Source organism: Bradyrhizobium agreste (assembly GCF_016031625.1).
Taxonomy (GTDB): Bacteria; Pseudomonadota; Alphaproteobacteria; order Rhizobiales; family Xanthobacteraceae; genus Bradyrhizobium; species Bradyrhizobium agreste.
Window position 1 is genome coordinate 1 of record NZ_JACCHP010000003.1, and the last position, 15,288, is coordinate 15,288.

A 15,288-nucleotide genomic window follows, 5' to 3' on the forward strand; every position below is an offset into this window, starting at 1 on the left:
GGGCGGCAGCCACGGTCGGGGCCGGTGGGGGCGCCGCTGCGGGCGCGGCCTGCTGCTCGACCGGCGCAGGCGCAGGCGGCGGTGCAACGGCCGTTTGGGCCGGCGCGGTGGCAGCGGTCGTGGCCGGCGGGGGAGCCGCCGGCGGCGGTGCAGGAGGCGGAGCAGGAGGTGGCGCGACGGCGGCAGCCGCGGGCGCCTGCACGGCTGCGGGCGGCGCCGCAGGAGCGGGGGCTGGTGCAGCCGGCGCTTGCGGATCGACCGTGGCCTGCTGCGGCGCCGTCTCGTTCTTCTTCGCCTTCTTCGGCTTGCTCTGGCCGGTGTTGTCGTAGACGCCGGGGATCTGCACCGTGCCGCGGTCGGGGTCGATGCGGATGGTGTGCCCGCCATATTCGAAAGTGTATTGCGCCTGCGCGGCGGTGCTCGCCAAAAGGAATGCGGCCGTGGCCAACAGCTTCCTCATTTCCGTCTCCTGAACAGGTAATCCCCGCACCGACGCTTACGCGCCGGCTCGCTTGCAAAAAGTGATCTAGATCACTGTCGTTGCTGTGAGTCGTCTCCCGGCGGTTCCGGGTTCAATAGGCCCGGAGCCGGTCCAAAGTTTGGCGAGGCAAGCGACAGGAGGACGCGGCCTAATCGAACCAGGCCGCATAGATCTTCTTGTAGGTGCCGTCTTCCATGACAATGTGCAGCCACTGGTCGACGAAGGCCTTCAGCGCCATGTCCCGTTGGATCCAATAGGCTTTTTCCGAAAAATCGAACGGCTTTTCCGGATGCACCGCGCAGAGCACGCCCGGATGCTGCTTCTGCTGGTAGCGTGTCTCGGAGGCGTCGGTCATCATCAGATCGGCATTGCCTTTGGCGATCTCGTCGAAGATCACGGTGTTGTCGGGGAAGACCGTGATCTCGGCTTCCTTGACGTTGGCGCGGGCGAAGCGCTCGTTGGTGCCGCCGGGATTGACGATGATTCGGGTGCCTTTCTTGTCGATATCGGGAAGCGTCTGGTACTTGCCGACATCGGCGCAGCGCGCGATCGGCGTCTTGCCTTCGCGCATGATCGGTGTGGAGAAGAGACCCTTCTTCTGCCGGTCGAGCGTCACGGATACGCCGCCCATGGCGATGTCGAACTGGTCGGCCTCGAAATCCTTCATCAGCTTCGGCCAGGCCGTCGGCACGAATTCAACCTTGACCCCGAGCGCCTTGCCGAGCGCTTCCGCCATGTCGACGTCGAAGCCGGAGAACTGCTGCGTGGCCTTGTCCAGATAGGTGAAGGGCTTGTAGTCGCCGGTCATGCCGACGCGCAGGCTGCCGCGCTTCATGATCTCGTCGAGACGCGAGGGCGCCTGCTGCGCCTGGGCCGAAAGGTTTGCCAGCAACATCACGGCCAAAGCCGCCAAGACTCGGACGGATATTCGGACCATCATCTCTTTTTCACCCCTGTGCGAGCTGTCATTGTGCAGCCGTTCGGACGTGGATTAGACCAGATGCCCGTCGCTGGCGAGGCAGAAATCGAAGGGAATCCTTAAGGTGACGATCTCGATGGACGAGGCCTCAATCGGCCTGTTCGTGCCCTCAGGATTATCTGGGGAGGAAGTAACGGCAGGCGCGATGTCCATCTCGGCCCAACGACGGGGGAATCGCAGATGAGGTGAGGGCTGTGGGGCACGTTTGTCTCTACAGCGTCATGGCCGGGCTTGTCCCGGCCATCCACGCCTGTCCACGCAGCGCAACGAACGTGGATGCCCGGGACAAGCCCGGGCATGACGACAACTACTAAATGTTCGAATGCGAGGGTCTTAGGCTTCGCCCTTGCGCTCGTAATCGGCAAGCGAGCTGCGGCCGGCGATCTCGCTGCGCAGCAGCTCGAAGCGCCTGTTCGCCTCATCTTGCTGGGTGTCGACGAAACGCACCGCGGCCTCGCTCGTCATCGGGCCGCTGACCACGGGGGCGGACTGCTCGCCGATGGTCTCGTGAACGTAGTACTGGCCGTCATCGCCGCGATGGACCGTCCATTTCAGACGGATCGCGACCATGGGTCCCGGACCGACCTTGCTGTAGCCGTCGGCATCGGTGTGCTCCGGCGCCAGCGGCTGCTCTTCGACCACGGGATGCTCGTCGATCGCCGGATGCTCGTCCACGATCGGCGGCTCGTCAGACGCGATGTGCTCACGCTCTCCCGCGACCACGATTTCGGTCTCGGTCTGGCGAACGACGAGAACGGGCTCGGGATGCTCCAGGATGCTGGCGATGGTCGCCAGCGCGTGGTCGGTCGGGTCGATCTCTGCCAAGGGGTTCATCCTCCAGCTCGCCGCGCCGGCCAGTCTGTCCCACCGCCGCCGCGTTTCAAGCCCATTACGCGCGTTTGATTAAGGCTGAGTTGGGGCCCGATCTGCACCAAAATGGGACGCTTTCTGGCCTTCCGAAGGCGGGCGGATGAGCCGCCGACCTTCGCGATGTCAGCCCAGCACGTCCTGGTTGATGACGTTCTGCCTGATGGGATCGCCGTCCAGCACGCTCAGGATATTGCGCGCGGTCTGCTCGCTCATGCGCTTCACCGCCTCGACCGTGACGCCGGCGACGTGCGGGGCCATGATGACATTGGGCAGCGCGAACAGCGCGTTGCCGACCGGCGGCGGCTCCACCTCGAACACGTCGATGCCGGCGCCGGCGAGCTTTCCGGACGCCAGTGCGTCGTAAAGCGCCGCTTCCTTCACGATGCCGCCGCGCGCGGTGTTGATGAGGTAGGATCTCGGCTTCATGCGGCCGATCCGCATCGCATCGAACAGGCCGACGGTCTCCGGCGTCTTCGGGCAGTGGATGGTGACGAAGTCGGCGTGAGGCAGCGCGGCGTCGAGGTCGGCGACCGGCTCGCATCCGGCCACCTTGATGTCGGCGGCTGCCTTGTAGGGATCGTAGACCTGCACCTTCATCTCGAACGCCAAACAGCGCTTGGCGGTGCGGCTGCCGATGCGGCCGAAGCCGATGATCAGCACGGTCTTGCCGTAGAGGTCGAACGGCAGCATGCCGAGGCGGTCGGCCCAGGTGCCCTCCTTGACGCAGGAATGCAGCTCCTGCGCGCGCTTGGCCAGCGTCAGCATCATGAACAGCGCCGCTTCCGCGACCGAGGGCGAGTTGGCGCTGCCGGCGACCATCAGCGGCACCTTGCGGCGGGAGAGGGCGGGCACGTCCACGGCGTCGTAGCCGACGCCGATGCGGGTCACCACCTTCATGTCGCGGGCAGCCTCGAGCTCGGTCTCGCCGAAGGCGGTGGCGCCCAGCGCCACGCCATGGACCGGCGCATGGCTTTTCAACAAGGCCTCGAAATCCTTCGCCGAGATCAGGTTCGGAAACTCGACGAGCTCGATATCGTCCCGCTGGGTGAGGAGGGCGCGTGCGCCTTGCGACAAGGTTTGTGTAACGAAAATCTTCTTCTTGTTGGTCGCCATCGCTCCCCTGCCTGCTATTTTGAGGCGGCGTCACAGCACGACGCCGGTCTCCTCATTTAGCAGGTGCATGTTGTTGAGGTCCATCGCCAGGCGCATGGGTGCCCCGTCCTTGGCGCCGGCATTGGGATCGACGCGGCCGCAGACCGGCGTGCCGTCAAGCCCGAAATAGACCAGCGTCTCCATCCCCATCGGCTCGGTCACGTCGAGCACGGTATCGAAGGTCTCGACGCCGGGCGCCAGATGCGCATGCGACTCGGTGAGATGCTCGGGACGGATGCCGAGCAGGAGCTTCTCGGTGCGCGGCAGCGCGTTGTAGCGCGCGGCGCGGGCCGGCGGCAGCGGGAAGGCGATGCGGTCGGTGAGGCGGAGCTGGAGCGTGCCGCCGACATCCTCGAGCCGGCAGGGGATGAAGTTCATCGCGGGCGAGCCGATGAAGCCCGCAACGAAGCGCGTCGCCGGCTTGTGATAGAGCTCGTTCGGCGTGCCGATCTGCTCGATGCAGCCCTTGTTCATCACCACCACGCGGTCGGCCAGCGTCATCGCCTCGACCTGGTCGTGGGTGACGTAGACCGTGGTGGTGCGCACCTTCTGGTGCACCTTCTTGATCTCGATCCGCATCTGCACGCGGAGCTTGGCGTCGAGATTGGACAGCGGCTCGTCGAACAGGAAGACCTTGGGATTGCGCACGATGGCGCGGCCCATGGCGACGCGCTGACGCTGGCCGCCGGAGAGCTGCTTCGGCTTGCGGTCGATCAGGTCGGTGATGTCGAGGAGGCGGGCGGCTTCCGTCACCCGCGCCTTGATCTCGGCCTTGGGATAGTGCTTCAGGCGCAGCCCGAACGACATGTTCTCGGCGACCGTCATGTGCGGATAGAGCGCGTAGTTCTGGAACACCATGGCGATGTCGCGGTCCTTCGGCGGCACGTCGTTGACGATGTCGCCGCCGATCATGATGTCGCCGTCGCTGATGTCCTCGAGGCCTGCGATCATGCGCAGCGTGGTCGACTTGCCGCAGCCGGAGGGGCCGACCAATACGATGAACTCATGGTCGGCGATGTCGAGGTCGATGCCGCGCACGGCTTCGACATCGTCGTAACGCTTGACTACCTTCCGCAAAGCAACGTCAGCCATCGAACTTCAGCTCCTCGCCATCAACCCTTTGTCGCGCCGGCGGTCAGGCCGGCAATGTAGTAGTCCATCAGGAATGCGTAGATGATCAGCGGCGGCGCGGCGCCGAGCAGCGCGCCGGTCATGATCTGCCCCCAGTTGAAGACGTCGCCCTTGATCAGGGTGGTGGTGATGCCCACGGGCAGCACGAGCTGATCGACCGAGGTCGTGAACACCAGGGGATAGAGGAACTGCGCCCAGGACACCGTGAAGGCGAAGATCGTCGCGGCGATCAGCCCGGGCAGCGCGACCGGGATGAAGATCCGTGTCAGCGTCTGCAGCCAGGAGGCGCCGTCGATGAGGGCCGCCTCGTCGAGCTCCTTCGGAATCGAAGCGAAATAGCCGATCATGATCCAGGTGCAGAACGGCACCGTCAGCGTGGGATAGATGAACAGCAGCACGTACCATCTGTTGAGCAGCATGATGCCGGTGTAGTCCTGGACCACGCCGAGCATCTTGAACAGCGGGATGAACAGAAGACTGTCCGGGATCAGGTAGGTGAGGAAAACACCGGTGGCCAGCGTCGCCGAGCCCCAGAATTTCATTCGCGCCAGCGCGAAGGCTGCGGGGATGCTGATCAGCATCGTGATGATCACGACCACGATCGAGACGATCGACGAATTCCAGAAGAAGCGTAGAAACTGGTTCGAGGTGAGGAGCTCGACATAGTTCGATAGCGTCGGGTGGAACACCCACCAAGGATTGGTCGCCGCCGATATCTCCGCGCTGCTCTTGAGCGAAGTGATCAGCATGTAGATCGGCGGCGTCAGGAAGAAGATCGCGAACAACACCAGGAAGAAATAGGACCAGCGAAGGGCCCAGGCCCGGTCCCGGCTCATGCTGCCATACTTGACCTTGCGGGAGGGGCCGGCCTTGTCGATTGCAAACGTGCTCATCAGGCTTCATTCCCGCGTTTGGTGACATCGCGCAGGATGAAGATCGCTGCGACGGCGAGGATCGGCACCATGAACAGCGACACGCAGGCGCCGAGCGGAATGTCGCTGCTCTGGATGCCGACCTGGAACGCCCATGTCGCGAACAGATGCGTCGTATCCAGCGGGCCTCCCGAGGTCAGGATGCGAACGATGTCAAAGTTGGCGAAGGTCACGATGAGCGAAAACAACGTGGTGATGGCGATGATGTTGCGCATCATCGGCAGGGTGACGTACCAGATCTTCTGCCACCAATTGGCCCCATCGATCGCCGCGGCCTCGTAGAGCTGGTCGGGCACGGATTTCAGCGCTGCAAGATACATGATCAGGAAGAATGGCGCGCCGTACCAGACATTGACGAGGATGATGGAGAAGCGCGCCCAGAACGTCTCGCCGAGCCAGGGGATCGGGCCGACACCGAAGAAGGACAGGGTATAGTTGAAGGCGCTGTAGGAAGGGTCGAACAGCCAGAGCCAGGCCAGCGTGCTCATCGCCGGCGGAATCACCCAGGGTACCAGCAGCATGCCCCGCCATTTGCGCTGCTTCTTGCCGGGAATGTTGTGGACGAAATGCGCGACAATGAATCCGATCAGCGCCTTGAAGATCACGGCTGTGATGGCGAAGATGCAGGACTGCTTCACCACCATCCAGAACGTCTCACGCTTGAACAGGAAGGTGAAATTGCTGAGGCCGACGAACTTCGTCATCGCCTTGTTCAGGGTCGCAAGGTAGAGCGAAAAGAAGGCGGGATAGAGAACGAGCAGCCCGATCAGGAGGATCAGCGGCAGCGTCAGGAGGAATGCGACCGTCGATTTGCGCCCGAGCACGTTGCGCAGGCTCGATCCCTTCCGCGCGCCCGTCGCACGGGCGATGCGACCTCGTTCAACGACGACATCGGCCATATTAGCTTCCTTGGGTCAGCTTTCCTGCAGACTTTCAAACTGTGATGCCGCCTCTGGTGTCGGCATCGCAGCATGCGGATGGACAACGGAATGTGGGCGGCTCGCGCATATCGCTTGAGCCGCCCTGTCACACCGCACTAACTCCGCATGAAGCCTTCGCACTCACCCTCTGCCCAGGCGAGCGCCTGCTCCATTGTCTCGCCCCGCGCGTAACGCAGCGCCATCTTTGTCAGGGTCGCCTGAGCGTAGATCTGCTGCGCGATTTTGGGCGGCGCCGGCGACGCTGCGATCGACAGCGTCTGATGGTTGTAGGGATTCGGATAGTGATAGAGCGTTCCCTTCGGCGGCCCTTCCTCGGCCCAGGTCTTCAAAGTCGTCATGTTTGCGTAGGCCGGCAAGTCGTAGCCGCCGCTAGCCTCGACGATTTTTTCGATCGCCGCAGGCGACGACAGGTGGGTCAGTAGACTCTTGGCCGCCTGCTTGTTCTTGCCAAAGCTCCAGACGCCCCAGAAGTAGGGCAGGTACGGCGCGAACCGCCCCTTCGGGCCGGCCGGGAATCCATGCGTCCAGCACTGCTCGGCCACCTGCGGCGCGTCGCGCTTGGCGACTGCCCAGGCACTTGGCGGATTCATGATCATAGCGCCGCGGCCTGACACGAGCCACTTGTTGTTCGAGGCATCATCCCACGACGGCGCATCCGGCGGCAGCACGGCGATCAGCTTCTTGTAGAATTCGAGCGCCTGACGAACCGCATCGGTCTTCACGGTCACGTCGCCCTTGGCGTTGACGAGCTCGGCGCCAAAGGACTGGAAGATCGCGCCGGCCGTGTCGACGCTGTCGGTGGTCTCGCCAAGGCCGATGCCGAACGGGAAGCCCCCCTTCTGGCAAGCTTCGGCCGCCTTGAGGAAGGTCTCCATCGTCCAGTTGTCGGCCTTCGGCCGTGCGCCTGCCGGATACATCTCCTGGACGTCGATGTTCGCGTATTTCTTCATCAGGTCGATGCGGGAGCAGGGACCCTTGATCTGGCTGCCGATCGTCGCGGGCACGGCAAGCCATTTGCCGCCGGACTGGCCGAGATACTTGACCGTGCCGTTGGCCTCACCGTTCTGCTTAAGGACCGGCTCCATGACGTCGTTCATCGGCTCAAGCAGCTCCGCATAGGCCTGCGGCCACCAGCTCGGCATCGCCAGAATATCGTGACCGGACTTGGCCTGGGCTTCGGCCGCCGAGGTCAGCTCGATCTTCTTGTTGTTGCTGGTGATGTAGTCGATGGAGACTTCGACCTTCTCCTTCGCCGCCCATTCGTTGACGAGGTCGGTCGAGGCCTTGTTGGCGCCGGGGACCCAATGGTCCCAGAAGCCGATCGAGAGCTTGCCGGCGGCGTAGGCGCCCCGGACATAGGGCGCTGTGATCAGCGCCGCGGAGGACATTGCAGTGGTAGCCACAAATTGACGTCGCGTCAGTTTCTTGCGTGACATCTCGTTTCCTCGCTTGGGTGTTGTTGTTGGAGTTTCCTCTGAGAATTCTTTCTTGAGTTTTTCTTGAGTTCTTGTTGGTCGATTTTCTTGTTGGTGCCGTCGGCCCGCGTGGGCAATTCACGCCTGTCGCAGCAAATTGGTAGCGCGATCAGATCATGATTGATCGCGTCTGTCGAGAAAGCCGAATGGCTCTGCGTCTAAAACTAACGTTGCGTCCTGAAACGTGGCGATGCCTGGGCGATGCGACGCGCAGAAGGCGCGGGGCACCGAAGTTTTTTGCGACGCACACTTTGCGCCAAGCGCTCTCAAACACTGCCGTGCGCATTTACGCCGCAGTTCCGCATGAGCCTGGATAACCGCTTCGCGTGAAAGACTTTTCGGGCGTGGACAGCAATTAGCCGCGTCTGGACCTCGAAGCGGCGGAAACGATAGAGTTGCGGCAGCGGCTGACTACCGCTGATAGGCCAGATCGATGATGGAGACGAGAATGATCAAACCGGCGCCACCAGCGCGGCTTCACCTGCGGCGATGCTTGGCGCTGGGGTCCGTGCTCGCGCTGTTGCTCGGGGCCGCCGCGGTGGCGAATGCTCAAGGTCTGGTCAAGGGCGTTCAGGAAGGCGCCGCGGCCGGCAACAAGGCTGCAGGGCCGGTCGGTGGCGTGCTCGGCGGCGCCATCGGCGGGGTGGTCGGCGTCTTCACCGGCGTGCTCGGTGTCGGCAACACCGGCAATCAGGCGCCGCCGCCCAAGGAGGCCGGCAAGGAAGCCGGCAAGGACGCGGCCAAGGATTCCAAGCTGCCGGGCGCGGCCAAGGACAAGGATGCCAAGAACGCCAAGGGCAAGGGCGCCAAGGCGACCAAGGAAGCGAAGAACGCGCCGCAGGACAATAAGGGCAAAGACAACAAGGAAGTCACGGTTCTGACCCAGCCCGGTGCGCCGCAGCTCACCGCCGAGCAGATCGTCGCCAACAGCGATTCCTACATCGAGCGGATCAAGAGCGAGCTGAACCTCACGCCCGATCAGGAGAAGCACTGGTACGGCTTCTCCAGCGCGATGCACTACCTCGGGCATAATGGCGCAGAGCGGCTCAACCTGCGGATTGCGCGCGCCAAGCGCGATCCGCCCGACGACATCATCGAGCAGATGCGCAACGAGGCCCAGTTCCTGATCGATCGCGCCGCCGACCAGCGCAACGTCGCCGACGCCGCTGAGCCGCTCTATTCCAGCCTCGATGACAAGCAGAAGCAGGTGTTCATCCAGGAGATGGTGCGCCTCAGCCACGAGCGCGGACTGGATTGATTAAGTTGCGCAGGTTCGGGCGCGCCTGAATTAACGGCGCCCGCCACGAATTCGTGTATCCACACCGCAATTCGGTTATGCTTAGCTTCGCAAGGCTGATTGCGGGGTTGATATGGCGGACGGACTCTCCGTTTTCCTGGTCGAAGACGAGGCGTTGATCCGGATGATGATCGCCGACATGGTGGAGGAACTCGGCCACCACGTCGTTGCGGAAGCAGACAATGTGCGCGACGCCAGCGCCTTTGCCATGACCGCGCAGTACGATCTGGCCATCCTCGACATCAACCTGATGGGCGTCTATGTCGACCCCGTCGCCGACCTGATCGAACGTCGCGGAAAGCCGTTTCTGTTCGCAACGGGCTATGGTCCGGAACTGCTGCCGTCCCTGCTCCGGCGCAGGCCGATCCTGCGCAAGCCGATCGCGATGGATCAGCTCAAGGCGATGATCGATTCGATGTTTCCTGAGGCGTCGGCCACGATCCCGCGCTGACCGATTGCGCTTTTGGCGCAAGTCGGAGAGAGGGCTCAACCAGCAGTGTTGCGGCCGTTCCTCAGCACCGTGGCAATGGTGTGAGCCGTCATCGCCGCGCGGTCCGAAGCGCGCTGGGCAGCCAGCTGGTCGCGGGCCTTTTCCTCGATCAGGAGCTCGATGAGCGCCAGCCGCTTGTCTTCGCTGTCCGCTTCGCGCAGCAGGCGGTGATAGCGGTGATAGTCGAAACCCGAATCCTGCTTACGCATGTCACGCCCCCGCAACTACGCCACACCGGCAGATTGTTTCTCATCGGGAACACGCAGGCAAGCACGAACCTGCGTGGAACCGCAGGTGTGCCGCAATCAGCTGTGCATGACGGGGACTCGCCGTCTGGAAACCCGCTCAGCCAGGATTGTGCTCGGCAAACATCGTCAGCCCGAGGAAGCTCGCATCGGGCTTGATCACGAGCCTGGTGGGGATGTTGCGCAAATAGTCCTGGAACCGTCCCTTGGCCTCGAAGCGTGCCCGGAACGCCGATGCGGCGAGGAACTCGCGGAAGCGCGGCACGATTCCGCCGGCGACATAGACGCCGCCGCGGGCGCCGAAGGTCACCGCGAGATTGCCGGCAACAGAGCCGAGAATGGCGCAAAACATCTCCAGCGCTGCGCGGCTGACCGGACAGCTGTTCTCCAGGGCGGCCTTGGTGATCGCGGCGGCATCGCGATGCGGCACCTGAACGCCGTCGATCTCAGCCAACGCCTCATACAGGTTTTGCAGCCCCGAGCCCGAGAGGGCGCCGCGCTCGATGGAGACATGGCCGAGGCGCCGGCGCAAGCAGGCGATCACGCGCTCCTCGCGCTCGTTCTCCGCCGGCAGGGTCGCATGTCCAGCCTCGGTGACGACGGCCAGTCGCGAGCCATGGCGGTCGACCAGGCAGGAGACACCAAATCCGGTTCCGGGACCAACGACCAGCAACGGCTCTCCGGGCAAGCCGTCGCCACCGCCGAGCGGGACCAGGTCGGAAGGCTCCAGGGTGGGCAGGGACCAGGCCACCACCTCGAAATCGTTCAGCACATGGACGCTATCGAAGCCGAGCGCGGACTGCAGCTCGTTGCCGTCGATGACCCAGGGGCTGTTGGTCATGACGCAGCGATTGTTGGTGACGGGTCCCGCCACGGCCAGCACCGCGCGATGGGGCTGCTCGCCATTCGACCGGCGCGCCAGCACGTCCGCGATGGCTTCACGGACGGTCGGGAAGTCCGCGACCTTGACATAGTCGATCGGTCCGGTCTGACCGCTCGGGCTCAGCGTGAAGCGCGCATTGGTGCCGCCGATATCGGCGAGAAGAATTTTTCCGGTCTTGCCGATATTCATGGCCTCATCGCCGCCACTGCCTTCAAGCCCTGGCAGCCTGTCCTCCGCTCCTTGGACCCGATCCGCCTGGCGCGGGCAGTGCGAGAATCCGCCCTTGGGTGCGCCTAGTCAACACGGACGAGGCCAAACCGTTGCATCGTGGCGGCCTGCGGTGACCAATTCGCGCAGCTGTCGCGCGCGCCACGTGGTTGCGAAGCCGCGCGGGAAGGCCGACACTGAGGCGGCTCGCCCGGCGCCCTCGCGCCTGGCAGATCGAATGAGACGACGATGAGGATTTCCGACCACGACGTGCTGCTGGCGATCGACATCCAGAACGACTTCTGCACCGGCGGAGCGCTGGCGGTGCCAGGGGGCGAGAAAGTCGTGCCCGCCGTCAATCGCATCGCCCAAAAATTCGCCAATCTGGTGCTGACCCAGGACTGGCATCCGAGCGACCACGTCTCGTTCGCGCCGAACCATGCCGGCAAGCAGCCGTTCGAGACGATCGAGCTCGACTACGGCCGGCAGGTGCTATGGCCGACGCATTGCGTGCAAGGCACGGCCGGCGCAGAATTTCACCGCGATCTCGACGTGACGCGGGCGAGCCTCGTGGTGCGCAAGGGCTTTCGCCGCGGCATCGATTCCTATTCGGCGTTTTTCGAGAACGACCATCGCACGCCGACCGGATTGCTTGGATATTTGCGCGAACGCGAGCTGAAGACCGTCTTTGTCGCCGGTCTGGCGCTGGACTTCTGCGTCCGCTACTCGGCGGAAGATGCGCGCAAGGCGGGGCTGGAGGTGGCCGTCATCGAGGATGCCTGTCGCGGCATCGATCTCGACGGCTCGGTCGCGGCGACCCATCGGAGTTTTCGGGACCTCGGCATTGCTGTCGTGAGCCTCGAGGCGTTTCTGTGAGGATGTCGAGGTAGCCATGGTCGACAAGACCGCCAAACCGCCACGCGGGCCGGGGCTCGCTCCTGATGATCCCAGGCTCTGGCCGTTTGCGGCGGCGCAGCTCGCCATCGATGCCTGCTTCTGGTGGCTGGAGCGGGCACCCGAGAAACAGGGTGACAGCAGCCTGCCATGGACGACGCCGAGCAGCGTTGCGTTGGAGCTGGCAACGATGCAGCTGCGCGATTGCTCGCAGACCCGGTCCGGCCAGCCGGCGCTGGTCTGCGCGCCTTATGCGCTGCATCGGGCCCTGATCGCCGATTTCGCCCCAGGCCACAGCGTGGTGCAGTCGCTGCAAAACGGCGGCATCGACCGGGTCTATCTCACCGACTGGCGGTCCGCGACGCCGGACATGCGCTATCTCTCGATCGACAGCTATCTCGGCGATCTCAACGTCGCCATCGACGAGATCGGCGCGCCGGTCGATCTCGTCGGACTCTGCCAGGGCGGATGGCTGTCGCTGCTCTATGCCGCGCGCTTTCCAGCCAAGGTGCGGCGGCTGGTTCTGGTCGGTGCTCCCGTTGACCTGTCGATCGAGTCCTCGCTGTCCCGGCTGGCCCGCAACGCGCCCGAGCTGGTCTATGACCAGCTCGTCGCGCGCGGCGGCGGCAATGTGAGCGGCGAGGAGATGCTGCGCTTCTGGTCCAAAACCCCCGACAACGACGAAATCGCGGTGGCATTGCAGCGGGATCTCTCGGACGAGCAGGGCACCGAGCTGCTCGCGCGGTTCGACCGCTGGAACGCCGAGACGCTCAACCTGCCGGGCACTTATTATCTCGAGATCGTCAACGCGATCTTCCGGGAGAACCGCATCGCCGAGGGCAGTTTCGTCGCGCTCGGCCGCCCGATCGATCTGAAGCATGTCAAGGCGCCGATCTTCCTGCTCGCCGGACTGGACGACGATGTGGTGCCGGCGACGCAAGCGCTCGCCACCGCGGGGCTCATCGGCACGCCGCCCGCCTTCATCGCGGCGGCATCCGAGCCCAGCAACCATCTCGGCCTGTTCATGGGCGCGCGCACCCATGCGCATGCCTGGCCCCGGATCGCCGGGTGGCTGCGCGACGATCTGCCCGGCGTGCTGGCCCGCAGCGCCTGAGCTCGCCGGCACTGGACCGGACGGGGCGCAAATCCGTTATGCATGATGGCGGATGGCCTGCACGAGGCCAGATCGATGGGCTAAATATGACCGGAGCTGACGGCGGCTTCCGCCGGCAAGAGACTTGAGGGTACTGCGCTCGATGACTTTCCACTCTATTTACACCCACGGATTTGCGCGCGTGGCGGCCTGCGTGACCATCTCCCACGTCGCCGATCCCAGCGCCAACGCGAAGGCCGTGCTGGCGGCGGCCAATGCCTGCCATGAGCAGTCGGTCGCGGTCGCGGTGTTTCCCGAGCTGTGCCTGTGCGGTTATGCGATCGAGGACCTGGTGAAGCAGGATCCGCTGCTCGATGCGGTCGAGCGCGGGCTCGGAGCGATCGTTGCGGCCTCCGCGGGGCTGATGACGGTCCTGATCGTCGGGGCGCCGCTGCGCTTTGGCAATCGCATCTACAACTGCGCCGTCGTTATTCATCGCGGCAACATCCTCGGTGTCGTGCCGAAATCTTACTTGCCGACCTACCGGGAGTTCTACGAGGGACGGCATTTCGCCTCCGGCGCCGGCATCGCCGGTGAGAGCATCGCCATTGGCGGCCTGCACGCACCGTTCGGCGTGGATCTCCTGTTCGCGGCTGAGGACGTTCCGGGCCTCACCATCGGCGTCGAGATTTGCGAGGACATGTGGATTCCGGTGACGCCGGCCTCGGAGCTCGCGCTTGCGGGCGCGAGCGTGCTGATCAACCTGTCGGGCAGTCCGATCACGATCGGCCGGGCGCGCTCGCGCGCGTTGCTGTGCCGATCGACCTCGGCGCGCTGCCTCGCGGCTTACGTTTATTCCGCGGCCGGGGCCGGGGAATCCACCACCGATCTCGCCTGGGACGGCCAGACCTCGATCTACGAGAACGGCGTGCTGCTGGCCGAGGGTGAGCGGTTCCGCCAGGGCGGCCAGATCACGCTGGCCGATGTCGACCTCGACCTGCTCAGGCAGGAGCGCGCGCTGATGGGAACGTTCGACGACAACAGGCGGCAGCGCGAGGCGTTTTTCCGCAAGGTGGCATTTGCCCTGAAGCCGCCGGCCGCCGATATCGGCTTCCTGCGCAAGGTCGAGCGCTTTCCGTTCGTGCCGAGCGATGAGAACCTGCTCGAGCAGGATTGCTACGAGGCCTACAACATCCAGGTCGCTGGGCTCGTGCAGCGCATGCGCGCCACCGGCACCAAGCGCGTCGTGATCGGCGTGTCAGGCGGCCTCGATTCCACCCACGCCCTGATCGTCGCCGCCAAGGCGATCGACCTGCTCGGCCTGCCGCGCGAGAACATCCTGGCCTACACCCTGCCGGGCTTTGCCACCGGCAGCGAGAGCAAGACCAACGCGCTCGCGCTGATGAAGGCGTTGCAGACGAGCTGGCAGGAGCTCGACATCCGCACCACGGCGACGCAGATGCTGAGGGATATCGGCCATCCCTTCGGCAAGGGCGAGAAGGTCTACGACGTCACCTTCGAGAACGTGCAGGCGGGCCTGCGCACGGATTATCTGTTCCGGCTCGCCAACCATCACGGCGGCATCGTGATCGGGACCGGCGATCTCTCCGAGCTCGCGCTCGGCTGGTGCACCTATGGTGTCGGCGACCAGATGGCGCATTACAACGTCAACGCCGGCGTGCCGAAGACGCTGATCCAGCATCTGATCCGCTGGGTGATCTCCTCCAAACAGTTCAGCGACGACGTCAATCGCACGCTCGGCTCGATCCTCGTCGCCGAGATCTCGCCCGAGCTCGTGCCGGTCGAGGCCGGGGAGAAACCGCAGAGCACCGAAGCGTCCGTCGGACCTTACGAGCTGCAGGACTTCAACCTGTTCTACACGCTGCGCTTCGGCATGCGGCCGTCCAAGATCGCCTTCATGGCGCTTCAGGCGTGGAAGGACGTTGCTAGCGGCGAATGGCCGCCGGCCTTCCCAAGCGACCGGCGCAGGGCCTATGATCTCAAGGAGATCCGCCGCTGGCTCGAGGTGTTCCTGCGCCGCTTCTTCGCCTTCAGCCAGTTCAAGCGCTCGGCCATGCCGAACGGGCCGAAGGTCTCGGCCGGCGGTTCATTGTCGCCGCGCGGCGATTGGCGCGCACCTTCGGATTCGAGTGCGGCGGCATGGCTCGAGGATCTCGAGCGGAACGTGCCGAACTGATTGGGGGCGCGGATCGAGGGG

14 protein-coding genes and 1 pseudogene are annotated in these 15,288 nt (G+C 64.3%); 5 read left to right on the forward strand and 10 right to left on the reverse strand.

The genetic code is table 11. The annotated features are described in order from the left end of the window. The 8 genes and pseudogenes from HZZ13_RS04880 to HZZ13_RS04915 form a co-directional block, all read right to left on the reverse strand. Positions 1-460 (reverse strand): annotated as a pseudogene (locus tag HZZ13_RS04880) (DUF2147 domain-containing protein); the annotation flags it as partial. A gap of 169 nt (positions 461-629) precedes the next feature. Continuing rightward, positions 630-1,421: a transporter substrate-binding domain-containing protein gene (locus HZZ13_RS04885; RefSeq protein ID WP_197958527.1), complete on the reverse strand. Its 792-nt coding sequence runs from the start codon at positions 1,419-1,421 to the stop codon at positions 630-632. Positions 1,422-1,793: 372 nt separating this feature from the next. Then, positions 1,794-2,285 (reverse strand): hypothetical protein, encoded by a 492-nt coding sequence (locus HZZ13_RS04890; RefSeq protein WP_197958528.1) that lies wholly within the window; start codon positions 2,283-2,285, stop codon positions 1,794-1,796. Positions 2,286-2,453: 168 nt separating this feature from the next. Then, positions 2,454-3,443 carry a hydroxyacid dehydrogenase gene (locus tag HZZ13_RS04895; RefSeq protein WP_197958529.1) on the reverse strand — a complete coding sequence of 330 codons (990 nt, stop codon included), beginning with the start codon at positions 3,441-3,443 and terminating at the stop codon, positions 2,454-2,456. 30 nt (positions 3,444-3,473) lie between these two features. After that, entirely contained in the window at positions 3,474-4,574 is a 1,101-nt protein-coding gene (locus HZZ13_RS04900) for an ABC transporter ATP-binding protein (RefSeq protein ID WP_197958530.1), read from the reverse strand. A gap of 20 nt (positions 4,575-4,594) precedes the next feature. Beyond that, positions 4,595-5,506, reverse strand: a complete 912-nt coding sequence (locus HZZ13_RS04905) for a carbohydrate ABC transporter permease (RefSeq protein ID WP_197958531.1) — start codon at positions 5,504-5,506, stop codon at positions 4,595-4,597. Further along, positions 5,506-6,444 carry a carbohydrate ABC transporter permease gene (locus HZZ13_RS04910; RefSeq protein ID WP_197958532.1) on the reverse strand — a complete coding sequence of 313 codons (939 nt, stop codon included), beginning with the start codon at positions 6,442-6,444 and terminating at the stop codon, positions 5,506-5,508. The genes HZZ13_RS04905 and HZZ13_RS04910 overlap by 1 nt, the downstream gene beginning before the upstream one ends. Before the next feature lie 137 nt (positions 6,445-6,581). Continuing rightward, complete coding sequence (locus tag HZZ13_RS04915; RefSeq protein WP_197958533.1) at positions 6,582-7,922, reverse strand: ABC transporter substrate-binding protein; 1,341 nt, start codon at positions 7,920-7,922, stop codon at positions 6,582-6,584. A gap of 487 nt (positions 7,923-8,409) precedes the next feature. Here HZZ13_RS04915 and HZZ13_RS04920 point away from each other — a divergent pair, with 487 nt between their 5' ends. Both HZZ13_RS04920 and HZZ13_RS04925 read left to right on the forward strand, forming a co-directional pair. Continuing rightward, complete coding sequence (locus tag HZZ13_RS04920; protein WP_197958534.1) at positions 8,410-9,219, forward strand: Spy/CpxP family protein refolding chaperone; 810 nt, start codon at positions 8,410-8,412, stop codon at positions 9,217-9,219. Between the two features lie 112 nt (positions 9,220-9,331). Beyond that, on the forward strand, positions 9,332-9,709 hold the full coding sequence (locus HZZ13_RS04925) for a response regulator (protein ID WP_197958535.1): 378 nt from the start codon (positions 9,332-9,334) through the stop codon (positions 9,707-9,709). A 35-nt stretch (positions 9,710-9,744) separates the two neighbouring features. Here HZZ13_RS04925 and HZZ13_RS04930 read toward each other — a convergent pair whose 3' ends face one another. Next, positions 9,745-9,957 carry a hypothetical protein gene (locus HZZ13_RS04930; RefSeq protein WP_197958536.1) on the reverse strand — a complete coding sequence of 71 codons (213 nt, stop codon included), beginning with the start codon at positions 9,955-9,957 and terminating at the stop codon, positions 9,745-9,747. Positions 9,958-10,093: 136 nt separating this feature from the next. Beyond that, on the reverse strand, positions 10,094-11,065 hold the full coding sequence (gene glk, locus HZZ13_RS04935; protein WP_197958537.1) for a glucokinase: 972 nt from the start codon (positions 11,063-11,065) through the stop codon (positions 10,094-10,096). Positions 11,066-11,332: 267 nt separating this feature from the next. Between glk and pncA the strand changes: the two genes are divergently transcribed. The 3 genes from pncA (at position 11,333) to HZZ13_RS04950 (ending at position 15,267) form a co-directional block, all read left to right on the forward strand. After that, the gene (gene pncA / locus HZZ13_RS04940; protein WP_197958538.1) at positions 11,333-11,959 is read left to right on the forward strand and encodes a bifunctional nicotinamidase/pyrazinamidase; all 627 of its coding nucleotides are present in this window, start codon (positions 11,333-11,335) and stop codon (positions 11,957-11,959) included. Positions 11,960-11,975: 16 nt separating this feature from the next. Then, entirely contained in the window at positions 11,976-13,091 is a 1,116-nt protein-coding gene (locus tag HZZ13_RS04945) for an alpha/beta fold hydrolase (protein WP_197958539.1), read from the forward strand. 142 nt (positions 13,092-13,233) lie between these two features. Next, complete coding sequence (locus tag HZZ13_RS04950; protein ID WP_197958540.1) at positions 13,234-15,267, forward strand: NAD(+) synthase; 2,034 nt, start codon at positions 13,234-13,236, stop codon at positions 15,265-15,267. Positions 15,268-15,288 lie beyond the last annotated feature (21 nt).